Source organism: Microbacterium sp. W1-4-2, from assembly GCF_058349885.2.
The window spans coordinates 36,489-61,593 of sequence record NZ_JBYRJC020000003.1 but is presented as its reverse complement, the minus strand read 5'-3'; the positions used below and the strand labels follow the sequence as shown (position 1 = coordinate 61,593).

At 70.5% G+C, this 25,105-nt stretch carries 28 protein-coding genes, 1 tRNA gene and 1 riboswitch; of the genes, 23 read left to right on the top strand and 6 right to left on the bottom strand.

Features of this window, described 5'->3' with window-relative positions; translation table 11 throughout:
- Nucleotides 1-16 precede the first annotated feature (16 nt).
- Complete coding sequence (locus tag AC3RX0_RS12910) at nucleotides 17-301, bottom strand: Fe-S cluster assembly protein HesB (RefSeq protein WP_491506404.1); 285 nt, start codon at nucleotides 299-301, stop codon at nucleotides 17-19.
- A 137-nt stretch (nucleotides 302-438) separates the two neighbouring features.
- Nucleotides 439-534: riboswitch (TPP riboswitch) on the top strand.
- On the opposite strand from AC3RX0_RS12910, the gene thiM reads away from it, so the two are divergent.
- The 3 genes from thiM (at nucleotide 517) to AC3RX0_RS12895 (ending at nucleotide 3,469) form a co-directional block, all read left to right on the top strand.
- Nucleotides 517-1,332, top strand: a complete 816-nt coding sequence (gene thiM / locus AC3RX0_RS12905; protein ID WP_491506403.1) for a hydroxyethylthiazole kinase — start codon at nucleotides 517-519, stop codon at nucleotides 1,330-1,332. (Overlaps the previous riboswitch by 18 nt.)
- The gene (gene thiE / locus AC3RX0_RS12900; RefSeq protein WP_491506402.1) at nucleotides 1,329-1,985 is read left to right on the top strand and encodes a thiamine phosphate synthase; all 657 of its coding nucleotides are present in this window, start codon (nucleotides 1,329-1,331) and stop codon (nucleotides 1,983-1,985) included. Before thiM ends, thiE begins: the two co-directional genes overlap by 4 nt.
- Nucleotides 1,982-3,469: a bifunctional hydroxymethylpyrimidine kinase/phosphomethylpyrimidine kinase gene (locus AC3RX0_RS12895; RefSeq protein WP_491506401.1), complete on the top strand. Its 1,488-nt coding sequence runs from the start codon at nucleotides 1,982-1,984 to the stop codon at nucleotides 3,467-3,469. Before thiE ends, AC3RX0_RS12895 begins: the two co-directional genes overlap by 4 nt.
- 157 nt (nucleotides 3,470-3,626) lie before the next feature.
- On the opposite strand, the gene AC3RX0_RS12890 is transcribed toward AC3RX0_RS12895, so the two are convergent.
- A tRNA-Arg gene (locus AC3RX0_RS12890) sits at nucleotides 3,627-3,699 on the bottom strand.
- An 85-nt stretch (nucleotides 3,700-3,784) separates the two neighbouring features.
- Here AC3RX0_RS12890 and prmC point away from each other — a divergent pair.
- The 13 genes from prmC (at nucleotide 3,785) to AC3RX0_RS12825 (ending at nucleotide 15,034) form a co-directional block, all read left to right on the top strand.
- Nucleotides 3,785-4,681 carry a peptide chain release factor N(5)-glutamine methyltransferase gene (gene prmC, locus AC3RX0_RS12885; RefSeq protein WP_491506400.1) on the top strand — a complete coding sequence of 299 codons (897 nt, stop codon included), beginning with the start codon at nucleotides 3,785-3,787 and terminating at the stop codon, nucleotides 4,679-4,681.
- 44 nt (nucleotides 4,682-4,725) lie between these two features.
- The gene (locus tag AC3RX0_RS12880; protein ID WP_491506399.1) at nucleotides 4,726-5,433 is read left to right on the top strand and encodes an L-threonylcarbamoyladenylate synthase; all 708 of its coding nucleotides are present in this window, start codon (nucleotides 4,726-4,728) and stop codon (nucleotides 5,431-5,433) included.
- Nucleotides 5,430-6,701 (top strand): MraY family glycosyltransferase, encoded by a 1,272-nt coding sequence (locus AC3RX0_RS12875; protein ID WP_491506398.1) that lies wholly within the window; start codon nucleotides 5,430-5,432, stop codon nucleotides 6,699-6,701. The genes AC3RX0_RS12880 and AC3RX0_RS12875 overlap by 4 nt, the downstream gene beginning before the upstream one ends.
- Entirely contained in the window at nucleotides 6,698-7,189 is a 492-nt protein-coding gene (locus AC3RX0_RS12870; RefSeq protein ID WP_491506397.1) for a Cg1360 family ATP-synthase-associated protein, read from the top strand. The genes AC3RX0_RS12875 and AC3RX0_RS12870 overlap by 4 nt, the downstream gene beginning before the upstream one ends.
- A 141-nt stretch (nucleotides 7,190-7,330) precedes the next feature.
- Complete coding sequence (gene atpB, locus AC3RX0_RS12865) at nucleotides 7,331-8,143, top strand: F0F1 ATP synthase subunit A (protein ID WP_491506859.1); 813 nt, start codon at nucleotides 7,331-7,333, stop codon at nucleotides 8,141-8,143.
- A 43-nt stretch (nucleotides 8,144-8,186) separates the two neighbouring features.
- Nucleotides 8,187-8,426 carry an ATP synthase F0 subunit C gene (gene atpE, locus AC3RX0_RS12860; protein ID WP_029146158.1) on the top strand — a complete coding sequence of 80 codons (240 nt, stop codon included), beginning with the start codon at nucleotides 8,187-8,189 and terminating at the stop codon, nucleotides 8,424-8,426.
- A gap of 26 nt (nucleotides 8,427-8,452) precedes the next feature.
- Nucleotides 8,453-9,010 carry a F0F1 ATP synthase subunit B gene (locus AC3RX0_RS12855; RefSeq protein WP_491506396.1) on the top strand — a complete coding sequence of 186 codons (558 nt, stop codon included), beginning with the start codon at nucleotides 8,453-8,455 and terminating at the stop codon, nucleotides 9,008-9,010.
- Nucleotides 9,010-9,798: a F0F1 ATP synthase subunit delta gene (locus AC3RX0_RS12850; protein ID WP_491506395.1), complete on the top strand. Its 789-nt coding sequence runs from the start codon at nucleotides 9,010-9,012 to the stop codon at nucleotides 9,796-9,798. Before AC3RX0_RS12855 ends, AC3RX0_RS12850 begins: the two co-directional genes overlap by 1 nt.
- 63 nt (nucleotides 9,799-9,861) lie before the next feature.
- On the top strand, nucleotides 9,862-11,496 hold the full coding sequence (atpA, locus tag AC3RX0_RS12845) for a F0F1 ATP synthase subunit alpha (RefSeq protein WP_491506394.1): 1,635 nt from the start codon (nucleotides 9,862-9,864) through the stop codon (nucleotides 11,494-11,496).
- A gap of 20 nt (nucleotides 11,497-11,516) precedes the next feature.
- A complete protein-coding gene (locus tag AC3RX0_RS12840; RefSeq protein WP_491506393.1) occupies nucleotides 11,517-12,416 on the top strand; it encodes a F0F1 ATP synthase subunit gamma in 900 nt (299 codons plus the stop codon).
- A 23-nt stretch (nucleotides 12,417-12,439) separates the two neighbouring features.
- A complete protein-coding gene (gene atpD, locus AC3RX0_RS12835) occupies nucleotides 12,440-13,888 on the top strand; it encodes a F0F1 ATP synthase subunit beta (protein WP_491506392.1) in 1,449 nt (482 codons plus the stop codon).
- A gap of 2 nt (nucleotides 13,889-13,890) precedes the next feature.
- The gene (locus AC3RX0_RS12830; protein ID WP_491506391.1) at nucleotides 13,891-14,151 is read left to right on the top strand and encodes a F0F1 ATP synthase subunit epsilon; all 261 of its coding nucleotides are present in this window, start codon (nucleotides 13,891-13,893) and stop codon (nucleotides 14,149-14,151) included.
- A gap of 133 nt (nucleotides 14,152-14,284) precedes the next feature.
- Entirely contained in the window at nucleotides 14,285-15,034 is a 750-nt protein-coding gene (locus AC3RX0_RS12825) for a YaaA family protein (RefSeq protein WP_491506390.1), read from the top strand.
- Nucleotides 15,035-15,066: 32 nt separating this feature from the next.
- Here the strand turns inward: AC3RX0_RS12825 and AC3RX0_RS12820 are convergent, their stop codons facing one another.
- A complete protein-coding gene (locus AC3RX0_RS12820; RefSeq protein ID WP_491506389.1) occupies nucleotides 15,067-15,639 on the bottom strand; it encodes a DUF4870 domain-containing protein in 573 nt (190 codons plus the stop codon).
- A gap of 127 nt (nucleotides 15,640-15,766) precedes the next feature.
- On the opposite strand from AC3RX0_RS12820, the gene AC3RX0_RS12815 reads away from it, so the two are divergent.
- A complete protein-coding gene (locus AC3RX0_RS12815; protein ID WP_491506388.1) occupies nucleotides 15,767-16,741 on the top strand; it encodes an aldo/keto reductase in 975 nt (324 codons plus the stop codon).
- 38 nt (nucleotides 16,742-16,779) lie between these two features.
- Here the strand turns inward: AC3RX0_RS12815 and AC3RX0_RS12810 are convergent, their stop codons facing one another.
- On the bottom strand, nucleotides 16,780-17,373 hold the full coding sequence (locus AC3RX0_RS12810; RefSeq protein WP_491506387.1) for a TetR/AcrR family transcriptional regulator: 594 nt from the start codon (nucleotides 17,371-17,373) through the stop codon (nucleotides 16,780-16,782).
- Nucleotides 17,374-17,427: 54 nt separating this feature from the next.
- Here AC3RX0_RS12810 and AC3RX0_RS12805 point away from each other — a divergent pair, with 54 nt between their 5' ends.
- Genes AC3RX0_RS12805 through paaZ form a run of 3 tightly spaced genes read left to right on the top strand, consistent with a single transcriptional unit; the run spans nucleotide 17,428 to nucleotide 21,067 of the window.
- A complete protein-coding gene (locus tag AC3RX0_RS12805) occupies nucleotides 17,428-18,180 on the top strand; it encodes an enoyl-CoA hydratase/isomerase family protein (protein ID WP_491506386.1) in 753 nt (250 codons plus the stop codon).
- Entirely contained in the window at nucleotides 18,177-19,028 is an 852-nt protein-coding gene (locus tag AC3RX0_RS12800) for a 3-hydroxyacyl-CoA dehydrogenase family protein (RefSeq protein WP_491506385.1), read from the top strand. The genes AC3RX0_RS12805 and AC3RX0_RS12800 overlap by 4 nt, the downstream gene beginning before the upstream one ends.
- Nucleotides 19,025-21,067, top strand: a complete 2,043-nt coding sequence (gene paaZ / locus AC3RX0_RS12795; protein WP_491506384.1) for a phenylacetic acid degradation bifunctional protein PaaZ — start codon at nucleotides 19,025-19,027, stop codon at nucleotides 21,065-21,067. The genes AC3RX0_RS12800 and paaZ overlap by 4 nt, the downstream gene beginning before the upstream one ends.
- 60 nt (nucleotides 21,068-21,127) lie before the next feature.
- Here paaZ and paaK read toward each other — a convergent pair whose 3' ends face one another.
- A complete protein-coding gene (gene paaK, locus AC3RX0_RS12790; protein ID WP_491506383.1) occupies nucleotides 21,128-22,456 on the bottom strand; it encodes a phenylacetate--CoA ligase PaaK in 1,329 nt (442 codons plus the stop codon).
- On the bottom strand, nucleotides 22,449-22,865 hold the full coding sequence (gene paaI / locus AC3RX0_RS12785) for a hydroxyphenylacetyl-CoA thioesterase PaaI (RefSeq protein ID WP_491506382.1): 417 nt from the start codon (nucleotides 22,863-22,865) through the stop codon (nucleotides 22,449-22,451). Before paaI ends, paaK begins: the two co-directional genes overlap by 8 nt.
- A 94-nt stretch (nucleotides 22,866-22,959) precedes the next feature.
- Here paaI and paaA point away from each other — a divergent pair, with 94 nt between their 5' ends.
- From paaA to paaC, 3 genes are read left to right on the top strand one after another with little or no spacing between them, the layout of a single operon-like run.
- A complete protein-coding gene (gene paaA, locus AC3RX0_RS12780) occupies nucleotides 22,960-23,913 on the top strand; it encodes a 1,2-phenylacetyl-CoA epoxidase subunit PaaA (RefSeq protein ID WP_491506381.1) in 954 nt (317 codons plus the stop codon).
- Entirely contained in the window at nucleotides 23,910-24,215 is a 306-nt protein-coding gene (gene paaB, locus AC3RX0_RS12775; RefSeq protein WP_308491458.1) for a 1,2-phenylacetyl-CoA epoxidase subunit PaaB, read from the top strand. Before paaA ends, paaB begins: the two co-directional genes overlap by 4 nt.
- Nucleotides 24,212-25,027, top strand: a complete 816-nt coding sequence (gene paaC / locus AC3RX0_RS12770) for a 1,2-phenylacetyl-CoA epoxidase subunit PaaC (RefSeq protein WP_491506380.1) — start codon at nucleotides 24,212-24,214, stop codon at nucleotides 25,025-25,027. The genes paaB and paaC overlap by 4 nt, the downstream gene beginning before the upstream one ends.
- Nucleotides 25,028-25,105: the final 78 nt, after the last annotated feature.

Here is a 25,105-nt window from a genome sequence, read left to right as displayed (position 1 = left end):
CGGGATCGTGCTCGCGTCAGCGCTGCGTGGCGAGGGCGAAGTGCACGGCACCCGCCTCATCCACCTCGGCGTCCAGCACCTGGTCGTCCAGCGCCGTGGCGGCGTCGGCGTCCAGGAACACCCGAGCGCCCGACTCGTCGACGATCTCGTCGCTCGTCTCCGGCGCGACCGCGAGGGTCAGCGCGAATCCCTGGGCGGGATCGTCCGATCCGTGGATGCGAAGCCCGGCGGTCTCGGCATCCGCTCCGCGCGCGACGATCGTCTTCACCGCGGTGGCGGCGTTCTCGGTCAGTGTGAGCATGATGCTCTCCTTCCGTAAGTCCTCTCGGAACCGGCCACGATTCCGCGATCGGCCACGCGATGCAACCCCCTGGACGCTTTGTGAGGGGATTCACACGGGCATCGGGGCCTGTGCGGGGGCGGCTACAGTGGCTGGTAACACGTGACACGGGGTGCCCTGGGCTCAGGGCTGAGAGAACACCCGTCGAACCTGATCTAGCTCGTACTAGCGAAGGGATGTCGCGCATGACGCGCACGCTCATTGATGTCGTCGACCGGGCCGCCGGTCTTCTGCCGCGGGTGCGGGAGCACCGCCCGCTCGTGCAGTGCCTGACCAATCCGGTCACCGTGAACCTGGTCGCCAACGCTCTGCTCGCGATCGGCGCGAGTCCCGCGATGGCCGACGTGCCCACCGAGGCCGGCGAGCTCGCCCGGGTGGCCTCGGCGGTGCTCGTCAACCTCGGCACGCCGAACGCCGAGCAGCGGGCCGCCATGCGCGAGGCGGTGACTGCCGCCGCGATCGCCGGCACCCCCTGGGTGCTGGACCCGGTCGCCGTCGGCGTTCTGACGCTGCGCACCGAGTTCGCCCGCGAGCTGCTCGCGCACCGCCCGGCGGTGATCCGCGGCAACGGCTCCGAGATCCGCGCGCTCGCCGGTGCCGGATCGGGAGGGCAGGGCGTCGACTCGGTCGACGGTCCCGACGCCGCGCGCGATGCCGCCGTCGACCTCGCGCAGACCACCGGCGCGGTCGTCGCGGTCTCGGGCGAGGTGGATCTGATCACCGACGGCGACCGGATCGTCCGGGTCGCCGGCGGCAGCCCACTGCTGACCGTGATGACCGGCGCCGGCTGCGCGCTGGGCGGTGTCGTCGGCGCGTTCGCCGGCGTCGCCGACGACCCGTTGGGCGCGGCCGTGGCCGCCAGCGCGGCGTATGCCGTGGCCGCCGAGCGCGCCGCGGCCCGGTCGACCGGCCCGGGGTCGTTCGCCGTGGCGCTGATCGACGAGCTGCACGCCGTGACCGCCGACGACATCGTCGACGGGAGGATCCGGTGAACCCCGACCTCTCGCTGTACCTGATCACCGACGGCGCGCAGCTGCGTCGCGGCGGACGAGAGCGGACGGATGCCGTGGCCGCAGCCGTCGCCGGAGGCGTGAGTGCCGTCCAGGTGCGCGAGAAGAACGCGCCGGCCCGCGACGTGCTGGCGTTCACCGCCGCGCTCGCGCAGCGCCTCCCCGATCGGGTCGCGCTGCTGATCAACGATCGGATCGATGTCTACCTCGCTGCGCGCGCCCGGGGTGTGCGGGTGGACGGCGTCCATGTCGGGCAGGGCGACCTGACCGCGGTCGACGTCCGCGGGCTGGTCGGCGGCGACGCTGTCATCGGGCTGAGTGCGGCCACCGCCGCCCAGTTGGCCGACGCCGCCGCCGATCCGGCGCGGATCGACTACGTCGGGATCGGTGCCGTGCACGCCACGACGTCCAAAGCGGACGCGCCGGCGCCGATCGGCGTCGATGCGGCCGGGCGCCTGGCTCGGCTCGTGAGCCTGCCGGCGGTGGCGATCGGCGGCATCGGCGCCGGCGACGCCGCCGCGCTGCGGCGGGCGGGGTTCTGCGGCATCGCCGTCGTCTCGGCCGTGTGCGCCGCCGACGACCCGCGGGCGGCCGCCGCCGAGCTGCGTGCCGCATGGGACGGGGGCACCCGGTGAGTCGCGGCATCCCTCGGGTGCTCAGCATCGCGGGAACCGACCCGACCGGCGGGGCAGGGCTGCACGCCGACCTGAAGAGCATCGCGGCCGGTCACGGCTACGGCATGGCGGTGACCACCGCGATCGTCGCGCAGAACACGACGGGGGTGCGCAGCATCCACGTGCCGCCGATCGACGTCCTCGACGCGCAGCTGCGCGCGGTCAGCGACGACGTCGAGATCGACGCCGTCAAGATCGGGATGCTGTTCGACCGGCCGACGATCGACGCGGTGACGCGGTGGCTGGCCGAGGTCCGCCCGCCGGTGGTCGTGGTCGACCCGGTCATGGTCGCCACCAGCGGCGACCGGCTGCTGGACGCGGCGGCCGAGTCCGCGCTGCGCGAGCTGCTCACGCACGCGCACCTGGTCACGCCGAACGTGCCCGAGCTCGCCGTGCTCGTCGGCTCCGAGCCGGCCGAGACCTGGGCCGGGGTCCTGGCGCAGGCGCAGCGCCTGGCGGCGGGTTGCGGCATCCTCGTCCTCGCCAAGGGCGGGCACCTGTCGGGCGAAGACGTGCCGGACGCGCTGGTGGATGCCACGGGCCCGGTCGCCACGTTCACCGCGCCGCGCGTGGCCACCGTGAACACGCACGGCACGGGGTGCTCGCTCTCTTCGGCCGTCGCGACCCGCCGCGCCCGCGGCCAGTCGTGGGCCGACGCGATCGGCTGGGCGAAGGAGTGGCTGACCGAGAGCCTGATAGCGGCCGACGCCCTGCAGGTCGGCCACGGCCATGGCCCGGTCTCGCACTTCGCCCGACTGTGGGCGACGGCGGCGCCGACCCCCGAAGAGGTCGCCGCGGACTGGTGGGAGCGGATCGGCGAGCTGCGCGGCCGGATCGACGCGTCGCCGTTCGTCACGCAGCTGGCCGACGGCACTCTCGAGACCGAGCGGTTCCGCTGGTATCTTGCGCAGGACGCCCTGTACCTGCGTGACTACTCGCGGGTGCTCGCCGCGGCGAGCACCCGGGCCTCGTCCGCGTCGGAGCAGGCGTTCTGGGCCGACGGGGCGCACGAGACGCTGGCTGCGGAGACGGCGCTGCACGCGGCGTGGAGCGGACCCGAGGACCTGTTCGGCGCCGAGCCCGCGCCGGTCACGACCGCGTATCTGGATCATCTGCTGGCGTGCGCGGGGCGCGGCGATCACGACGAGCTCATCGCCGCCGTGCTGCCCTGCTACTGGATCTACCAGGATGTGGGGCAGCGGCTGCTCGCGCACGCGCGCCCCGGGCACCGCTACGGCCAATGGCTGCGGGCGTACGGCGACGCCGGGTTCGCCGAGCGCGCCCGCGAGGCGGTGCGGATCGTCGCCGCCCGCGCCGCGGCCGCGGACGCGACCACGCGTGAGCGGATGTGGCGGGCGTTCGAGCGGTCGGCGCGATACGAGCACGACTTCTTCGCCGCGCCGATGTCGGCACCGATGACGATGACCGCGGGGGTGCGCAGCTAGGCGTCCGCCGGCGATCGGACTCGCCCTGATCCAGTTCTTCGCGACCTTCGCGCACCGCCGGCACGGCGAGAAGTCCGTCGGCGACGTCGTGCTCATGGTCGCGGCTCTCGTCGTGGCCGCGCTCTGGATCGCCCGGGGACGTAGCGGCGCGCCTGTGTGCCCCCGAGAGGAATCGAACCTCCGACGCGCGGCTTAGGAGTCCGCCGCTCTATCCACTGAGCTACGAGGGCGCGTCCTCCAGCTTACGGGGCGAGCGGGGGATGCCGCGAAGCGCCGCCGCCGACCCCGCTGCCGCCGGTAGGCTCGAATCCGCCCATGACCTCGACCGAAGAGCCCGCGCCCGCGCACGCGCCCGTCCGCATGGCGGCGGCGCTGCGCGGCGCCGCCGACACCCTCGCCCGCGCGGGAGTCCCCGACCCCGTCGTCGACGCCGAGCTGCTGATCGGCCACGTGATCGGCGCGTCGCGCGGGGACGTGCAGGCCGCCTACATCCGCGACGACGTGCTGGGATCCGACGCCGCCGCGCGGCTGCGCGAGCTCGTCGCCCGGCGCGCTGCCCGCGAGCCGCTGCAGCACCTCACCGGCCTGGCCGCCTTCCGCCACCTCGAGCTCGAGGTGGGCCCGGGCGTGTTCGTGCCGCGGCCCGAGACCGAGGTCCTCGCGCAACTGGCGATCGACGCGCTCGCACGCGCCCAGGCCGCGCACCCGCGCGCGGTCGACCTGGGCACGGGCAGCGGCGCGATCGCGCTCGCGATGGCGACCGAGGTGCCCCGCGCCGAGGTCTGGGCGATCGAGCGCTCGGCCGAGGCGCACGCGTGGGCCGCGCGCAACATCGCCCGCCACCGCGCCGCCAACGTGCACCTCGTGCACGGCGACCTGGCGACGGCTGCGGCCGAGCTGGACGGAACCGTCGATGTCGTGGCATCCAACCCTCCGTACGTTCCGGATGCCGCGATCCCGCGCGATCCCGAGGTGCAGATGTTCGATCCGGCCGAGGCGCTGTACGGCGGCGCCGACGGCCTGGACGTGGTGCGCGTGCTCAGCCGCGTCGCACTGCGGCTGGCACGCCCCGGCGGGTTCGTCGTGATCGAGCACGGCGAGGAGCAGGGCGCAGCGATCCGCGGCATCCTCGAAGCGGACGGGTGGGCCGGCATGCAGACGCGCCCCGACCTGACAGGGCGCGACCGGGTGACGTGCGCTGCACGGCCGTGACCATGGGGTGAGCGCAAGGCGGCCGTCGCTACACTGGACGGGACATGTCCCCCCTCTTCGACTGCGACGATCCCGCGCAGCTGCTCGCCGGTATGCGCCACGCACGCCAGGCGCTCAGCCGCGGCGAGCTCATCGTCATGCCCACCGACACCGTGTACGGCGTCGCCGCCGACGCGTTCTCGCCGGCGGCGGTCATGCGCCTGCTCGAGGCGAAGGGGCGCGGTCGGCAGTCGCCGCCGCCGGTGCTGGTGGCCGGGCGGCGGATGATGGAGGCGCTCGTGGCCGAGACGCCCGAGCCGGTCGTGAGGTTGATCGACGAGTTCTGGCCCGGCGGATTGACCGTCGTTCTGCCGGCTCAGGCGTCACTGTCGTGGGACCTGGGCGAGACGCACGGCACCGTCGCGGTGCGCATGCCCGCCCATCAGGTCGCCCTCGAACTGCTCGAAGAGACCGGCCCGCTCGCTGTCTCGAGCGCGAACCTGACCGGCCGGCCGGCCGCCATCACCGCGCAGGACGCCGAGCGGATGCTCGGCGACAGCGTGGCCGTGTACCTCGACAACGGGTTCAGCGAGACGGGTGTGTCCTCGACGATCGTCGATGCCACCGCACTCGTGGGCGGCGACGGCGTCGTGCGCGTGCTGCGCGAGGGCGCCATCGGCCGCGACCGCCTGCGCGACGTGCTCGGCGACGTTCTTGAGCCCGACCCGGTGCCCGAGGCGGACCTCGATGTCGAAGCGGAAGACGCCGGGTGAAGCAGTACATCTTCACGATCCTGTTCACCGCCACGGTGACGCTGATCTGCTCCTGGGCGGTGTGGCGGCTCGGCCTGCGCTACAAGCTGTATCCGGCGATCCGCGAGCGCGACGTGCACACGACGCCCACCCCACGGCTGGGGGGCGTCGCGATGTTCCTGGGCGCCGTGGCCGCTTTCGCGGTGTCGGCGTTCACCCCGTATTTCCAGATCTTCTGGGCGAACCCGCGGACGGTGTGGGCGATCCTGGCCGCGATCGCGCTCACCGTGCTCGTGGGGCTGGCAGACGATCTGTGGGACCTGGACTGGATGATCAAGCTGGCAGCGCAGTTCCTGGCGGCCGGCATCATCGCGTGGTTCGGCCAGCTGCAGATCTATTCGCTGCCGATCGGCGGCATGACGGTGCCGTCGGCGGCGGTCAGCTTCATCCTCACGGTGTTCGCGATCGTCATCGTGATGAACGCGGTGAACTTCATCGACGGTCTGGACGGACTCGTCGCCGGGGTGTGCCTGATCGCGAACGTGATCTTCTTCGCGTACTCGTACTTCGTGGTGCGCGACTCGGGCGCCTCCAGCTATTTCAATCTGGCGTCGTTCGTGGCCGCCGTGCTCGTGGGCATGTGCCTCGGGTTCCTGCCGCTGAACTGGCATCCGGCGAAGCTGTTCATGGGCGACTCGGGCGCTCTCGTGCTGGGGCTGCTCATGGCCACCAGCGCGATCGCGATCACCGGCCAGTTCGACCCGGCCACGCTCGACCCCGACGAGTTCGGGCGCTCGCAGCTGCTGGGCGCGTTCGTGCCCATCCTGCTGCCGGTGGCGGTGGCGATCCTGCCGCTCATCGACTTCGTGTCGGCTGTGATCCGCAGGTACTGGGGCGGCAAGTCGCCGTTCTCTCCCGACCGCAAGCACCTGCACCACCTGATGCTGGACATGGGCCACTCGGCGCGCACCGCGGTGCTGATCTTCTATGCGTGGACCGCGATCCTCGGCCTGTCGATCCTGCTCATGTATATCGGTGTCAGCCACAGCTGGCCCGGGCAGTACTGGGCCGGCGTCGCCTTCGGCATCCTCGGCATCGCCGCCTGCGTGGTGGTCACCCTGATCCCGAACCATCGCACGCGGGCGGCTTCGGCATCCATCGCCCGCGACGGCGCACCCACCACGACCGACACCGCGGCACCGCCCACCGGCGCGGCGACGACCGACACCGGGCAGGCCGTCGGGCAGACCGCCGTCGCCGAGCCGGCCCTGAACCAGGAGCACCGATGACCACGCCCGCCGGGCAGAGCCCCGTCACGAGCACCCCCGTCCTGCGCACGACCTTGATCTGGTCGGGCGTCGTCACCGGCGCGCTCGCCGTGATCGGCGCGATCATCGGCTGCCTGGTCGCCGGCGCCCCCGGCCTGTTCAGCGCGCTCGCCGGCGTGATCCTCGCGGCGCTGTTCCTGGGCATCACCGGGGCGAGCATCCTGATCGCCAACCGCTGGTTCGGCGACGACCTGTACGTGCCGATCTTCTTCGGCATCGTGCTGGGCGGATGGATCCTCAAGCTCGTCGTGTTCATCGTGGTGCTGATCGTGCTGCGGGGGCAGCCGTGGATCCAGCCCACCGTGTTCTTCGTCGCGATCGTGGCCAGCGTGCTCGCCGCGCTCGTGACCGACATCGTCGTGCTCACCCGTATGCGCATCCCGGCGGTGGCCGCGCAGCTGCCCACCGAGGCGCCCGAGGACGAGGCACCCTCGCCGGACGGACGCTGAAGCGAACTTGAGAGCCCGCTGAGTTTGATAGGGTAGACGTGCACCGCCCCGCTCGCGTCTGAAGTCCGAGCTGATCGGGCGTGTGCAACCCATCGATCATCGTCGTACCGGCTCGCCGGTACCCCGAAGTTGGAGCCAGCGCTGTTCACCCAAGCTGCGACCATCATTGCGAAAACCGCGGAGAACGATGGCGGATTCCACCCGCCGTCGATTCTCGAGTTCTTTCCTCCGGTCGTGCTTTTCGAGGGCACTCCCTTCGCGCTGAGCCGCATCAACCTGATCCAGATCCTCGCCACCGTCGCGCTGATCCTCATCTTCTGGCTCGGCACGCGCCGCATGAAGCTGGTTCCCGGCCGCTTCCAGAGCGTCGTCGAGATGGGGCTGGACTTCGTGCGCAACGGCATCGCGCACGACCTGCTGGGGCGCAAGGACGGCAACCGCTTCCTGCCGATCCTGACCACGATCTTCTTCATGATCCTGTTCATGAACCTGACCGGGATCATCCCGGGCCTGCAGGTCGCAGGCACCGCCATCATCGCGGTGCCGCTGCTGCTGGCTGTCGTCTCGTACGTGACGTTCATCTACGCCGGCCTGAAGAAGAGCCCGAAGAAGTTCCTGCGCAACTCGTTCGCGCCGTCGGGCATCCCGGTGTTCCTGGTGTGGTTCGTGGCGATCCTCGAGTTCATCTCGACGTTCCTGATCCGTCCGGTCACGTTGACGCTGCGTCTGCTGATGAACATGATGGTCGGGCACCTCATGCTGGTGCTGTTCTTCTCGGCGACCTGGTTCTTCTTCTTCACCGCCGGCGGCCTGTGGGGCCTGCTGGGCGCGGGAACCCTCGCCTTCGGCTTCGCCTTCACCGTCTTCGAGATCCTGGTGGCCGTCCTCCAGGCGTACATCTTCGCAATCCTCACCGCGGTCTACATTCAGCTCGCGATCGCGGAAGAGCACTGAGCGGGCCGGCGAGCGCCGTCCCACCCAACGAAAGGAAAAACCCGTGGAAGCTACTACGGTTCTGGCCGCAGTGAACGGCTCGATCGCGACCGTCGGCTACGGTCTTGCCGCCATCGGCCCGGCCATCGGCATCGGCATCGTCGTCGGCAAGACGATCGAGGGCGTCGCGCGTCAGCCCGAGCTCGCCGGCCGCCTGCAGGTCCTCATGTGGATCGGTATCGCGTTCACCGAGGCGCTCGCGTTCATCGGCATCGCCACCGGCTTCATCTTCGGCTACAACTGATCCGCCTCTTCACGTAAGGAGACAGGATGCTTCCGGCTCTTGTCACTCTGGCGGCGGCAGAGGCAGAACCGAACCCGCTGGTACCGGAGATCTACGACCTCGTCTGGGGCACGCTGTGCTTCCTCGCGATCCTGTTCGTGTTCTGGAAGTTCGTGCTGCCGCGCATGCAGGACATGCTCGACCAGCGCGCCGAGGCGATCGAGGGCAACATCGAGAAGGCCGACGAGGCCCAGCGCCAGGCCGAGGTCGCCCTCGAGCAGTACACCGCACAGCTCGCCGAGGCTCGCAAAGAGGCCGGCGAGATCCGTGAGGCCGCTCGCGAGGACGCCAAGAAGATCGTCGCCGAGGCGAAGGATGCCGCGACCGCCGAAGCGGGTCGCGTGACCGCCGCCGCACATACGCAGATCGAGGCCGAGCGCCAGAGCGCGCTGGTGTCGCTGCGCGGCGAGGTCGGCTCGCTCGCGCTGGATCTGGCCGGCGGCGTGATCGGCGAGACGCTCTCGGACGACGCGAAGGCGCAGGCGGTCGTGGACCGGTTCCTGGCCGAGCTCGAGGCATCCGAGTCCCAGAAGGCAGCGCAGTAATGGGCAGCGCGACCACTCAGGCCCTTGCGGCATCGAACGCGGCCCTGGACGCCGCGTCGGGAGTCGACCTCGGTGTCGCCGGCGAGCTGTTCGCCGCGGGACGCGCCCTGGCCGACATGCCGCAGCTGAGCGGGGCGCTTTCCGATCAGGGCGCCGCCGTCGCCGCGCGCGAGAAGGTCGTAGCCGACGTGTTCGGCGGGCTGAGCGCGGCCTCGCGCTCGGTGCTCACGACCGTCGCCGGTCAGCGCTGGTCCAGCGCGGACGACCTGGTCGACGCGGTCGAAGAGCTCGCGATCCGGGCGGCGTCGATCGGCGACGCGGACGCCGACGTCGAGGGCGAGCTGTTCGCGTTCTCGCGGGTCGTCGCGAACGACGCGCAGCTGGAACTCGCCCTGGGCAGCCGCCTGGGCGACGCGAACGCGAAGGGCGCGCTCGTCGAGTCGCTGCTGAACGGACGCGCGAGCGGCGCGACCGCCCTGATCGCGGCATCCGTCGTCCAGCGCCCCCGCGAGCGCCGCGTGCGCGAACTGCTCGCGCGTGCCGAGCGGATCGTGGCGGCCCAGCGCGGCCGCACGGTGGCCACCGTCACCAGCGCAGTGGCCCTGAGCGACGCGCAGACCGCCCGCATCGCGGCGATGCTCGCGGCGAAGTACGACACCACGGTCTCGGTGAACACGGTCATCGACCCGAGCATCGTCGGGGGACTGCGCGTGCAGATCGCCGACGATGTGATCGACGCGTCCGTCGCGTCGCGACTGAGCGACCTGCGGCTCCGGCTCGCAGGCTGACACAGACTTCCCGTCCCAGGACGGCGACTTCGGGGCCGAGGCCCCTCGAACAAAAGGAAGACAATGGCAGAACTCTCCATCAGCCCGGACGTCATCCGTGACGCGCTGAAGGACTTCGTCGCTGCATACGAGCCCACGGGAGCAGCGGCAACCGAGGTCGGCACGGTCGTCGACGCGGCCGACGGCATCGCCCACGTCGAGGGCCTGCCCGGCGTCATGGCCAACGAGCTGGTCACCTTCGCGGACGGCACGCAGGGCCTGGCCCTGAACCTCGACGAGCGCGAGATCGGCGTCGTCGTGCTCGGCGACTTCGCGGGCATCGAGGCCGGCCAGCAGGTCACCCGCACCGGCGAGGTGCTCTCGGTCGCCGTCGGCGACGGCTACCTCGGCCGTGTCGTCGACCCGCTGGGCAACCCGATCGACGGTCTCGGCGAGATCGCGACCGAGGGCCGCCGTGCCCTCGAACTGCAGGCGCCGGGCGTCATGCAGCGCAAGAGCGTGCACGAGCCGCTGCAGACGGGCATCAAGGCGATCGACGCCATGATCCCGGTCGGCCGCGGGCAGCGCCAGCTGATCATCGGCGACCGCCAGACCGGCAAGACGGCCCTGGCGATCGACACGATCATCAACCAGAAGGCCAACTGGGATTCGGGCGACGTCGACAAGCAGGTGCGCTGCATCTACGTCGCCATCGGCCAGAAGGGCTCGACCATCGCATCGGTCAAGGGCGCGCTCGAAGAGGCCGGCGCCCTGGAGTACACGACGATCGTCGCCGCTCCCGCGTCCGACCCCGCCGGCTTCAAGTATCTGGCCCCGTACACAGGCTCGGCCATCGGCCAGCACTGGATGTACGACGGCAAGCACGTCCTGATCGTGTTCGACGACCTGTCGAAGCAGGCCGAGGCCTACCGCGCCGTGTCGCTGCTGCTGCGCCGCCCGCCGGGGCGCGAGGCGTACCCGGGCGACGTCTTCTACCTGCACTCGCGTCTGCTCGAGCGCTGCGCCAAGCTCTCGGACGAGCTGGGCGCCGGGTCGATGACCGGTCTTCCGATCATCGAGACCAAGGCGAACGACGTGTCGGCGTACATCCCGACCAACGTCATCTCGATCACCGACGGCCAGATCTTCCTGCAGTCCGACCTGTTCAACGCGAATCAGCGTCCCGCGGTCGACGTCGGCATCTCGGTGTCGCGAGTCGGCGGCGACGCCCAGGTCAAGTCGATCAAGAAGGTCTCGGGAACGCTCAAGCTGGAGCTCGCCCAGTACCGGTCGCTGCAGGCGTTCGCGATGTTCGCGAGTGACCTGGATGCCGCATCCCGGCGCCAGCTCGAGCGCGGCGCGCGTCTGACCGAGCTGCTCAAGCAGCCGCAGTACTCGCCGTACCCCGTCGAGGAGCAGGTCGTCTCGATCTGGGCCGGCACGAACGGCAAGCTCGACACGATCGCGGTCGAGGACGTGCTGCGCTTCGAGCGCGAGCTGATCGACTACGTGCGTCGCAACACCTCGGTGCTCGACACGCTTCGCGAGACCAACGTGCTCGACGACGACACCGTCGCCGCCCTCACGAAGGCCACCGACGACTTCATCCCCCAGTTCCAGCCGGGCCAGGGCCAGTCGATCGTCGCCGTGGACAGTGAGGAGTCAGCCGACGCGACGGACGTGAACCAGGAGAAGATCGTCAAGGGCCGTCGGGGCTGAGGCGCCGAAGGACGCAACTCATGGGCGCTCAACTCCGGGTCTACAAGCAGAAGATCGCTTCTGCTCAGACGACCAAGAAGATCACGAAGGCGATGGAGCTCATCGCGGCCTCGCGCATCCAGAAGGCGATGGCGCGCGTGCGTGCCGCCTCGCCTTTCGCGCGGGCCGTGACGCGAGCCGTGTCGGCTGTCGCGACCTACTCCGATGTCGACCACCCGCTCACCCGCGAGCGGGAGCAGGTGCGCCGTTCGGCCGTCGTCATCTTCTCCTCCGACCGCGGCCTCGCCGGCGCGTTCAACTCGCAGATCCTGCGTGAGGGACTCGAGCTCGCGCAGCTGCTGCGGTCCGAGGGGAAGGAGCCGGTGTTCTACCTCGTCGGCCGCAAGGCGGTGGGCTACTTCCAGTTCCGCCGCATCACGGCCGCCGCGGACTGGATCGGCGAGACCGACACCCCGCGGTTCGCGTGGGCCGAGGACATCTCGGCGACGCTCCTGGACGCGTTCACGCGCGGGGGCGAGGACGACGGGGTCGATGAGATCCACCTCGTCTACAACCGGTTCGTCAGCATGATGACGCAGAGCCCCGAGACGGTGCGACTGCTGCCGCTCGAGGTGGCCGAGGCATCCACCGAGCAGGAGAAGTCGCAGGTGTACCCGCTGTACGAGTTCGAGCCGGACCCGGAGTCCGTGCTCGACGCGCTGCTGCCGGTCTACATCCAGAGCCGCGTCTTCAACGCACTGCTGCAGTCGTCGGCGGCCAAGCACGCCGCGACGCAGAAGGCGATGAAGTCGGCCAGCGACAATGCCGACAAGCTCATCACCGACTACACCCGCCTGCGCAACAACGCGCGCCAGGCCGAGATCACGCAGCAGATCGCCGAGATCGTCGGCGGCGCGGACGCCCTCGCGTCCGGCAAATAGACCCCATCGAAAGAGAAGAAGCCATGAGCCTCACCGCACAGGACACCGCGACGCAGGTCGTCGGCCGCGTCGCGCGCGTCACCGGCCCCGTGGTCGACATCGAGTTCCCGCACGATGCGATCCCGGACATCTACAACGCGCTGAAGACCACGATCACGATCGGCGACGAGTCGACCGAGATCACGCTCGAGGTCGCCCAGCACCTGGGCGACGACCTGGTCCGCGCGATCTCGCTGAAGCCGACCGACGGCATGGTCCGCGGCCAGGAGGTGCGCGACACCGGCGGCCCCATCTCGGTCCCGGTCGGCGACGTCACCAAAGGCCGCGTGTTCAACGTGACCGGCGACGTGCTCAACGCCGCCCCCGGCGAGAAGATCGAGATCACCGAGCGCTGGGGCATCCACCGCCAGGCTCCGAGCTTCGACCAGCTCGAGTCGAAGACCGAGATGTTCGAGACCGGCATCAAGGTCATCGACCTGCTCACCCCGTACGTCCAGGGCGGCAAGATCGGCCTGTTCGGCGGCGCGGGCGTGGGCAAGACCGTCCTCATCCAGGAGATGATCCAGCGCGTCGCGCAGGACCACGGCGGTGTGTCGGTGTTCGCCGGCGTCGGCGAGCGCACCCGTGAGGGCAACGACCTGATCGGCGAGATGGAAGAGGCGGGCGTCTTCGACAAGACCGCCCTCGTGTTCGGCCAGATGGACGAGCCGCCGGGGACGCGCCTTCGTGTGGCCCTCTCCGCCCTGACGATGGCGGAGTACTTCCGCGATGTGCAGAAGCAGGACGTGCTGCTGTTCATCGACAACATCTTCCGCTTCACGCAGGCCGGTTCCGAGGTCTCGACGCTGCTGGGCCGCATGCCCTCGGCGGTGGGCTACCAGCCGAACCTCGCCGACGAGATGGGTGTGCTCCAGGAGCGCATCACCTCGACCCGCGGCCACTCGATCACCTCGCTGCAGGCGATCTACGTGCCCGCCGACGACTACACCGACCCGGCCCCGGCCACGACGTTCGCGCACCTGGACGCGACGACCGAGCTCAGCCGTGAGATCGCGTCGAAGGGTCTGTACCCCGCGGTCGACCCGCTGACCTCGACCAGCCGCATCCTCGACCCGCGCTACATCGGCGCCGAGCACTACCGCGTCGCCACCGCCGTGAAGCAGATCCTGCAGAAGAACAAGGAGCTGCAGGAGATCATCGCGATCCTCGGTGTCGACGAGCTCTCGGAAGAGGACAAGATCGTCGTCGCCCGCGCGCGCCGCATCCAGCAGTTCCTCTCGCAGAACACCTACATGGCGAAGAAGTTCACCGGTGTCGAGGGCTCGACCGTGCCGATCAAGGAGACGATCGAGTCGTTCGACGCGATCGTCAAGGGCGAGTTCGACCACGTGGCCGAGCAGGCGTTCTTCAACGTCGGCGGCATCTCGGACGTCGAGGCCAAGTGGGCGCAGATCCAGAAGGAGAACGGCTGATCATGCCCCTGCAGGTCACCCTGGTCTCGGCCGAGGAAGAGGTCTGGTCTGGTGAGGCGACGCTCGTGGTCGCCAAGACCGTCGAGGGCGAGGCCGGCTACATGGCCGGTCACGAGCCCGTGCTCGCGATCCTCGCGGAGGGCGAGGTGCGCATCACCGGCACCGACGGCGAGAAGATCGTCGCCACGGCCAAGGACGGCTTCGTCTCGGTCGAGCACGACACCGTCACGATCGTCGCCGGTCAGGCCGCTCTGGCGTCCTGATCCCCGCCGGTCGGAATCGTATGATCTCGACGAGAGCACATCGAACCTCCGCCGGTTCGATGTGCTCTCGTCATTTACAGGTGCGTTCGGTGGACGCCTCGTCCCGGGCGCCGCGAGAAGGGGAATCCCGCGCGTGCTGATCCTGCTGCCGCCGTCCGAGACCAAGCGCGACGGCGGTCGTCGCCGCCCGCTCGAGATCGGCGGCCTCGCGCTGCCGGAGCTCGCCGTGCTGCGCGACCGCGTCGTGGACGCCCTGGTGGCTCTGGCCGCGGATGAGGACGAGGCCGCGCGGGTGCTGAAGCTGTCGGATCGGCAGCGCGGCGACATCGCGCACAACGCCGAGCTGCGCACCGGCCCGACCATGGTCGCGGCCGACCGGTACACGGGCGTGCTGTTCGACGCGCTGGGCGCGGGGGAGATGGATGCCGCGGCCCGCCGCTGGCTCGGCGCCCATGTCATGATCCACTCGGCGCCGTTCGGGCCGGTTGGCGCGATGGACGCGATCCCGGCCTACCGGCTGGCCGCGGGCACGAGCCTGCCGGGGCTGGAGTCCCTGCGCCGGCTGTGGGCGGACGCGGTGACGTCAGCGCTGGCTGCGGCATCCCCGTCCTTCGTCCTGGACCTGCGATCCGAGGCGTACGCGGCCCTCGGACCGGTGCCGGACAGCCTGCACTCGGTGTACCTGCGCGTGGTCAGCGAAGGCCCGGACGGGGCCGTTCGCGCGCTGAACCACTTCAACAAGCACGCGAAGGGCGACCTGGTGCGTCGCCTGGCCACCGAGCGCCCGCGCATCGGGTCGCTTGCCGCCCTGCGCCGGTGGGCCGACGCCGCCGGTCTCGTGCTGCGCCCCGGCGCCCCCAACGAGCTCGACCTGGTCGTCTGACCCCGCACCCCGCGTATCGACCGCGAAGGGCGCTACTTGATCAGACGAAGGTTCACGGGGTAGCGGTAGCTGCCGCCGCCATTGACGGTGACGCCGCCGATGATCGAGAACACGACGTTGACGACCCACAGTGCGAACGGCAGCAGTGCCACGATCGGCGGCAGGAAGAAGAGCCCCGCGGCCAGCAGCGCGCTGTTGACGATGCTCACCACGATCAGCAGCGCGATGTAGGCCATCGTGAACGTGATCTGCCAGTTGAGGGCCTCTTTGCCCTCGACGTTCGTGCGCGGGCCACGGTCCTTCGCGACGAGCCAGATGATCAGCGCCGGCAGGAACCAGACGATGCCGCCGATGTGCGCCCACATCGCCGCCTGCTTGTCGCCCTCGGGTGTCAGCGGGGCGGCTGCCTCGCCGTACTGCGGCTGCTGGGGCTGCTGCCCGTAGGGCTGCGGCGGCTGTTGCTGGGGTTGCTGTCCGTACGGCTGTTGCTGCGGTTGCTGTCCGTACGGCTGTTGCTGCGGTTGCTGTCCGTACGGCTGCTGCGGCTGCTGCTGCGGACCGGCGGCGTCGGGCTGATCCGGCGTCGATGCATTGGGGTCACTCATGGCGGAGCCTTCCTGGTTCTCGTGCTGAGCGTGGCCGGCCGTCCCGGCGGATGCGCCCACGGTAGCGCCAGACCGATGACGCCCGCAACGGGCGCGAGGCGGCCGCGGACGGCGATAGCGTGGAGGCGTGACTGATCTGCAGCGGCGCCGCGTGGGCGCATCCGGACTCCTCGTCAGCGCCGTCGGCCTCGGCTGCAACAACTTCGGGCGCGCGGGCACCGCGACCGAGACGCTCGAGGGCACGAAGGCTGTGCTCGATGCCGCGATCGACGCCGGCGTCACGTTCCTGGACACCGCCGACATGTACGGCAAGGAGCGCGGCCTGTCCGAGACGCTTATGGGCGAAGCGCTGCGCGGCCGCCGCGACGAGGTCGTGCTGGCGACGAAGTTCGGCCACTCCGGCGCACCGTTCCCGTACGGCGGGTCGAACGGGTCGCGCACCTACGTGCGACGTGCGGTCGAGGCATCCCTGCAGCGTCTGCAGACCGACTGGATCGACCTGTACCAGCTGCACACGCCCGACAACCTCACGCCCATGGAAGAGACGCTGGATGCCTTGACCGACCTCGTGCGCGAGGGCAAGGTGCGCTACATCGGTCACTCGAACTTCTCGGGCTGGCAGATCGCCGAGGCGCACTTCGTCGCCCGCGAGCGGCGTGCGGTGCCCTACGTGTCGGCGCAGAACGAGTACAGCCTGCTGGCCCGAGGCGCGGAGCGCAACGTGCTGCGCGCGACCGAGCGGTACGGACTCGGCTTCTTCCCGTACTTCCCGCTGCAGAACGGGCTGCTCACCGGCAAGTTCACCCGCGCCGGCGGGCCGGACGACAGCCGCATCATGCGCCAGCGGCCGTACCTGTGGAAGAACGCGCCGTGGGACGCCCTGGACGCGTACCAGGCGTTCTGCGACGAGCGTGGCATCACGATGCTCGAGGCCACCTACGGCTGGCTGCTCTCGCGCCCGGCACTGTCGAGCGTGATCGCCGGGGCGACCCGGCCCGAGCAGGTGCGCGCGAACGCCGCCGCGGGGTCGGCGTGGACGCCGGATGCCGCGGACCTGGCGGCGATCGACGCGCTGTTCCCGCCGCCCGAGCCTGCGATGTGATCCCCCCGGCCGCCCCGCGAGCACGCGCGCAGCGCGACTCAGCGAGTGCGCAGGCCGTCCACCGCGACCGTGAGAACGTCGGCGGCCAGCTCGTCGGCGCGTTCGGGCCCGGTCGGGCGATACCACTCGACGAGCGAGTTGACCATGCCGAACACGAGCCGGGTCGCCACCCGGGCGTCGACGTCGGCGCGCACGCCGCCCTCGTCCTGCGCTGCGCGCACGAGCGCCGTGACGCGCTGGTCGAACGCGCGCCGCCGGTCCAGGGCCGCGCGCTCGATGTCGCTGTTGCCGCGAACCCGCAGCAGCAGGGTCACATACGGCAGCTCGGCGACCAGCACCCGCACCGCACCGCGCAGCACCGCCGCGAGCCGGTCGGAGGCCGCGCCGTCGATCGCGTCGGGAGCCGCGAGCACGGCCTCGAGTCCGCCGAGCGCGCGCTCCAGCGCGACGGCGAGCAGCTCCTCCTTCGAATCGAAGTGGTGGTAGAGCGCGGCTTTGCTCACGCCAAGGCGATCGGCCAGCTGCGCGACCGACGTCGCGTCGTAGCCCTGCTCGTTGAAGACCGCGACCGCGACGGCCAGGATCCGGTCGCGGTCGTAGCCCGGTCTGCCGCGCCGCACCTGTTCGCCCACCGTGTCAGTCTGGCATGACTGGGCGAATTCCTGAACGATCGGTAGGGTATTCGTGTGGGCGAAGACGACACGCAGGAACAGCAGCCGCTGCTGATCGACCGTCACCATGACCGGGTCGTGGCGACGCTGAACCGACCGCACGTGCGCAACGCGATCGACCAGGATCTCGTCGACCGCCTGCATGCGCTGTGCGCCGAGCTTGAGGCCTCCCCGAAGATCCTGATCCTCGCCGGCGCCGGTGGCACGTTCGCGTCCGGCGCCGACATCCACCAGATGCTGCAGCGTCGCGCGGCCGATGCGCGGGCGGGCATCAACACGCGCGTGTTCATGCGCATCCGTGCCCTGCCCATGCCGGTGATCGCCGCGATCGACGGGTACGCGCTGGGCGGCGGCGCCGAGCTCGCGTTCGCCGCCGATCTGCGCATCGGCTCGCCCGGCGCGAAGATCGGCAACCCCGAGACGGGGCTCGGGATCATCGCGGCGGCGGGGGCGACCTGGCGCCTGCCGGAGCTCGTGGGCGAGGCGCGTGCGGCTGAGATGCTCTACACCGGCCGCATCCTCACCGCCGACGAAGCCCTCGCCTGGGGGCTGCTGACGTCGATCCATCCGGCCGACGAGCTGATGAAAGCCGCGCACGCGCTGGCCGACCGCATCGCCGCGAACGACCCGCTCGCGGTGCGCCACAGCAAGACCGCGCTGCGCGCGACCGACCACCCGGCGATCGACCTCGAGCTGCAGGCCGAACTGTTCGAGAGCCCCGAGAAGATGCGACGCATGACCGCGTTCCTGGAACGGAGAAAGCGATGATCCCCTCTCGCGTCGGCGTCATCGGCGGCGGACGCATGGGCGCGGGCATCGCGCACGCGTTCGCCTGCGCAGGCGCGCAGGTCGTCGTGATCGAGCGCGACGACGCGGCGGTGGATGCCGCAGCCGCCCGCGTCCGTGGTCTGGTCGCCCGCTCGGCCGAGCGCGGAGCGCTCGAGCGCGATGCGGCGCAGGTCGAGGCATCCGTCACCGTCACGACCGACGCGGCGGCCCTCGAAGGCTGCGCCCTGGTCGTGGAGGCCGTCCCCGAGGACCGAGCGATGAAGGCCGACGCGTTCGCGCGCGCCGAGGCCGCGATCGCCCCCCACGCGGTGCTCGCCTCGAACACGTCGTCGATCTCGATCGACGCCCTCGCCGCACACGTCGCCCTTCCGGAACGCTTCCTCGGCATGCACTTCTTCAATCCGGTTCCCGCCTCGAAGCTCGTCGAGGTGGTCATCGGGGCGGCCACCGGGCCGGATGTGCTCGAGCGGGTGCGGGGCTGGGTGGAGGGCATCGGCAGGACGGCGGTCGTGGTGCGCGACGCGCCCGGGTTCGCCTCGAGCAGGCTCGGCATCGCGTTGGGGCTGGAGGCGATCCGCATGGTCGAAGAGGGCGTCGCGAGCCCGGCCGACATCGACACGGCGATGGAGCTCGGGTACCGGCATCCCATGGGCCCCCTGCGCACGACCGACATCGTCGGACTCGACGTGCGCCTGGGCATCGCCGAAGAGCTGTACGCGCAGCTGGGCGAGCGGTTCGCACCGCCAGAACTGCTGCGCCGGATGGTCGCCGAGGGGCGACTGGGACGCAAATCCGGTCGCGGATTCTACGAATGGAGCGAAGCATGATCCTGCCCAGCCACCTGCAGGGCCAGTGGTGGACCCCGGCCGACGACAGCGGAGCGACCGTCGTGCGCGACGCGTCGACGGGGGAGGAGATCACCCGGGTCTCGAGTGCCGGCGTCGACCTGGATGGCGCCCTCGAGTACGCGCGCGCAACGGGGCAGCAGTCGCTGGGGGCGCTGACGTTCCACCAGCGCGCGCTGCTGCTGAAGCAGTTCGCGATGGTGCTGAACGACCGCAAGACCGAGCTGTACGACCTGAGCAAGCGAGCGGGTTCCACCGTGCGCGACGCGATGATCGACGTCGACGGCGGCATCGGCGTGCTGTTCACGTACGGCTCGAAGGGCAGGCGGGAACTGCCGAACGCGCAGGTCTACCTCGATGGGCCCGCCGAGACCCTGTCGAAGGACGGCTCGTTCCTCGGTCGCCACGTCTACACGCGACTGCCCGGCGTGGTCGTGCAGATCAACGCGTTCAACTTCCCGGTGTGGGGCCCGCTGGAGAAGTTCGCGCCCGCGTTCCTGGCCGGCGTTCCGACGCTCATCAAGCCGGCCACGCCGACCGCCTACATCACCGAGGCGTGGGTGCGCATGCTCGTCGAGACCGGGCTCATGCCCGACGGCGCGCTGCAGCTCGTCTCGGGCGCGGTGCCGGGTCTGTTCGACCTGCTGCAGCTGGGCGACACGGTCGCCTTCACCGGGTCGGCCTCGACCGCGGCCGCCCTGCGGGCGCAGGCGCCCGACGGCGTGCGGTTCATGAGCGAGACCGACTCGATCAACGCGTCGGTGCTCGGCCCCGACGCGGCTCCCGGCACACCGGTGTTCGACGCGTTCGTGCGGCAGCTCATGGTCGAGCTGACCGCCAAGAGCGGCCAGAAGTGCACGGCGATCCGCCGCGCGATCGTACCGCGGGCATCGATGGATGCCGTGGCCTCCGCGCTGCGGCAGAAGCTCGCCGAGAAGGTCGTCGTCGGCGATCCGCACGCCGACGGCGTCACGATGGGCCCGGTGGTCTCGATCGAGCAGGCTCACCAGCTGATGGCCCAGGTCCATCAGCTGGTGAGCGCCGGAGGAGAGCTGCTGGTCGGCTCCACCGAGGCGCCGGAGGTCGTGCGCGGCGACGGCACGACGGGACCTGCGCCCGACGGGGCGTTCGTCGACCCGATCCTGGTCGGGTTCGGCCCCGACGCGCCCGAGGTCGTGCACCAGGTCGAGGCGTTCGGGCCCGTCTCGGCGCTGATCGGCTACGACAGCGTCGCCCAGGCGATCGAACTCGCGAACCGCGGCGGCGGGTCGCTCGTGACCAGCGTCGCGACCGACGATCCGGCGGTCGCCGCCGAGCTCATGGCCGGCATCGGCGCCTACAACGGGCGGGTGCTGTTCCTCGACTCCGCCGACGCGCGCACCTCGACGGGGCACGGCTCGCCCGTCCCGCATCTGGTGCACGGCGGCCCGGGCCGCGCCGGCGGCGGCGAAGAGCTGGGCGGCGTGCGCGCCGTGCTGCACTTCATGCAGCGCACGGCGGTGCAGGGGTCGCCCGACATGCTCACGGCGCTGACCGGCGTGTGGCATCCGGGCGCCGCGGTCGTCTCGGACGGCGTGCACCCCTTCCGCAAGTCTCTGGCGCAGCTGCGCATCGGCGACCAGCTCGCCTCGGCGAGCCGCGAGGTCACACTCGACGACATCGAGACGTTCGCGCACTTCACCGGCGACACGTTCTACGCGCACATGGACGAAGAGGCCGCCGCCGCGAACCCGTTCTTCCCGGGGCGGGTCGCGCACGGCTATCTGCTCGTGTCGTTCGCGGCCGGGCTGTTCGTCGACCCGGCGCCGGGTCCCGTGCTGGCCAACTACGGCCTCGAGAACCTGCGGTTCGTCACGCCGGTGTCGCCGGGCGACAGCATCCGGGTCGCGCTGACGGCGAAGCAGATCACGCCGCGAGAGACCGAAGACTACGGCGAAGTGCGCTGGGACGCGGTGATCCGCAACCAGAACGACGAGATCGTCGCGACCTACGACGTGCTCACCCTCGTCGCCAAGCAGTAGCGAAGCGAACACGGCCCCGGTCGTTGAGCGAGCGCAGCGAGTCTAAACGACGCTCCGCTCCTACCGCAGATCGTAGACGCGCTTGTACTTGCCCTCGCTGCGCGGCAGGGTGCCCGGCTCTTCGAGCCGTACCTCGACGCTGGTGCCCAGGTGCGCCTTGATGCGCTGGCGCAGCACGTCGCTGGCCGCGACGCACGTCTCCCTCGACAGCGCCGGGTCACGTTCGATGCGCACGGTCATCGCGTCCAGCTGCCCGCTCTTGGTGAGCTCGAGCACGAAGTGCGGGGTCAGCGCCTCGATGCCGAGCACGAGCTCTTCGATCTGCGTCGGGAACAGGTTCACGCCGCGCAGGATGATCATGTCGTCGTCGCGGCCGGTGATCTTCTGGATGCGGCGCATGCCCGGGCGTGCCGTGCCGGGCAGCAGCCGGGTGAGATCGCGCGTGCGGTACCGGATGACCGGGAACGCCTCTTTCGTCAGCGACGTGAACACCAGCTCGCCGAGCTCGCCGTCGGGCACCGGCAGGCCGGACTCACCGTCGATCGTCTCGGGCAGGAAGTGGTCCTCCCACACGTGCGGGCCGTCCTTCGTCTCGACGCACTCGTTCGCGACCCCCGGCCCCATCACCTCGCTCAGGCCGTAGATGTCCACCGCGTCGATGCCCAGGCGCCGCTCGATCTCGCCGCGCAGCTCGTTGGTCCACGGCTCGGCGCCGAGCACCCCGATCCGCAGCGACGTCGAGCGCGGATCGATGCCCGCCTGTTCCATCGCATCGGCGATCGTGAGCAGATAGCTCGGCGTGCACGTGATGACCTCGGGCTCGAAGTCGCGGATCAGCTGCACCTGGCGCGCGGTCTGTCCGCCCGAGATCGGGATCACGGTCGCACCGAGCAGCGCCGCGCCGTCGTGCAGCCCCAGGCCGCCGGTGAACAGGCCGTATCCGTACGCGTTGTGCACCTTCATGCCCGGCCGCACCCCGGCCGCCCGCAGCGACCTGGCCACAAGCTGCGCCCACCGCTGCAGATCACCCTCGGTGTAGCCGACGACCGTCGGCCGCCCGGTCGTCCCCGACGAGGCGTGGATGCGGCGCACCCGGTCCATCGGGACGGCGAACATGCCGAACGGGTACGTGTCGCGCAGGTCGGCCTTGGTCGTGAACGGCAGCCGCTGCACGTCCTCGAGAACGCGGATGTCATTCGGCGCGACGCCCGCTTCGTCGAAGGTGCGCCGGTACAGCGGCACGTTCTCGTACGCGTGCCGCACCGTCCACTGCAGGCGCTTCAGCTGCAGCGCACGCAGTTCGTCGACCGACATGCGCTCTTCGGGATCGAGCGTCGCGGGGTCGGCTCCCGCCGCAGACGATCCGGCCGCAGCCACAGTCTCAGACATCTGCGTCTCCCATCGTGCGGTTGGTCGTGAGCGATCGCCCGCGGAACTCGGCCACCACGTCGCCGGTCTCGTCGGTGACCGTGACGTCGTACAGGCCGTTGCGTCCGCTGACCACCCGACGCAGCGCCGTCGCCGTGAGCGTCTGTCCGACGCGGGTGGACTTCAGGAACGTGATGTCGGCGCCCGAGGCCACCGTGACCCGCTCGTCCTCGTTGCACGCGATCGCGAACGCCGTGTCGGCGAGGGCGAACACGAGCCCGCCGTGCGTGATCGCGAAGCCGTTCGTCATGTCTTCGCGCACGGGCATCGACACGACCGCCCGGCCCGGCTCGTCGATCTCGACGCGCATCCCGAGGGCCGCCGATGCGCGGTCCCTCTGCATCATCGGCCGGGTTGCGGCATCCGTCATCGTCGATCCCTCCCGCGGGCGCGTCGTCGCACCCCCGGCACGAGTATGTCATAATTACTGAACGAGCGGTAGGTAATTACCGAAGGAGTCGAGGATGACCATCGCGATCAGCGAGGCCGACCAGCAGGCGGCGTTCGACGAGCTCATCGACGCGGACCAGCGCATCGAGCCTCGGGACTGGATGCCCGAGGCGTACCGCAAGACGCTGATCCGGCAGATCTCGCAGCACGCGCACTCCGAGATCATCGGCATGCAGCCCGAGGGCAACTGGATCACCCGCGCGCCGAGCCTGAAGCGCAAGGCCATCCTGATGGCGAAGGTGCAGGACGAGGCCGGGCACGGGCTGTACCTCTACTCCGCAGCGCAGACGCTGGGCATCATGCGCGACGAGATGACCGAGCAGCTCATCTCCGGGCGCGCCAAGTACTCGTCGATCTTCAACTACCCGACCCCGACGTGGGCCGACATGGGGGCGATCGGCTGGCTCGTGGACGGCGCAGCGATCGTGAACCAGGTGCCGCTGTGCCGCTGCTCGTACGGACCGTACGGTCGCGCGATGGTGCGCATCTGCAAAGAGGAGTCGTTCCACCAGCGCCAGGGGTTCGAGATCCTGCTGTCGTTGATGCAGGGCAGCGAGGTGCAGCGGCAGATGGCGCAGGATGCCGTGGATCGGTGGTACTGGCCGAGCCTGATGATGTTCGGCCCGCCTGACGACGAATCGCCGAACTCGGCCCGGTCGATGGCGTGGAAGATCAAGCGGTTCAGCAACGACGAGCTGCGGCAGCGCTTCATCGGAATGCTGGTGCCGCAGGCCGAGGTGCTGGGCGTGACGCTTCCCGACCCCGAGCTGCGCTGGGACGAGGATGCGCAGCAGTGGCACACGAGCCCGATCGACTGGGACGAGTTCATGGACGTACTCAAGGGCAAGGGCCCCATGAACGCTGTACGGATCCAGAACCGCCGCACCGCTCACGAGGACGGGGCGTGGGTGCGCGAGGCCGCCGCCGAGTACGCCCGCAAGCAGCAGCAGAAGGAGGCCGCGGCATGACCGTCTCGGGAGCCGATCCGCGCGAGAGCTGGCCGCTGTGGGAGGTGTTCGTCCGTGCCGGGCGGGGCCTGAGCCACGTGCACGTCGGGTCGCTGCACGCACCCGACGCGGAGCTGGCCGTGCGCAACGCGCGCGACCTGTACACGCGCCGCAACGAGGGCGTGTCGATCTGGGTCGTGCCGTCGGACGCGATCACCACGAGCGACCCCGACTCGAAGGGCGCGTTCTTCGAGAGTCCGGCGGGCAAGAACTACCGTCACGCGACGTACTACACCGCGTCCGAGGGGGTGCCGCACCTATGACCCGCGCCATCCACATCTCCGTCGACGAGGTCGAGCTGTCGGCCGAACTCGCCGGCGACCAGGCGCGCACGGCGACGCCGGACGTCGCGGAGTACGCGCTCTGGCTCGGCGACGACGCGCTCATCCTCGCGCAGCAGCTGGGCGCGTGGATCGCCCGCGCTCCCGAGCTCGAAGAGGACGTGGCCCTCGCCAACATCGCGCTCGACCAGCTCGGCCACGCGCGCAGCCTGCTGCACTACGCCGGGTCGGCCGACGGGCGCACCGAGGACGATCTGGCGTACTTCCGCGACGAGCCGCAGTTCCGCAGCGCCTGGCTGTTCGAGCAGCCCAACGGCGACTTCGCGCACACGATCGCGCGCCAGCTCGCGGCATCCGTCTACCACTTCGCGCTGTACTCGCAGCTGCAGCAGTCCGCCGATCCGGTGCTGGCCGCCGTCGCGGGCAAGGCAGTGAAAGAGGTCGAGTACCACCGCGACCACGCGATCCAGTGGACGCTGCGGCTTGCGGGCGGCACCGACGAGTCGCGAAGGCGGATGATCCAGGCGATCGACGACGTGTGGCCGTACGTCGATGAGCTGTTCTGCGACGAGCCGCTCATCGACCGGCTCGAGGGCGTCGCGGTGCGGCCGTCCAGCCTGCGTGCGCCGTTCGACGAGGTGACCGGCGCCGTGTTCGACGAGGCCGGGCTGACCGTGCCGACGCGGTTCACCGCATCCGGGGGAGGACGCCGCGGCGAGCACTTCCCGACGCTCGGGTACCTGCTGGCCGAGATGCAGGTGCTCGCGAGGCAGCACCCGGGGGCGACATGGTGACGATGGTTCGGTCGTTGAGCGAGCGGAGCGAGACGAAACGACGCCGCGATCTGCAGCCATCGCGCCTCGAGGCCCTCG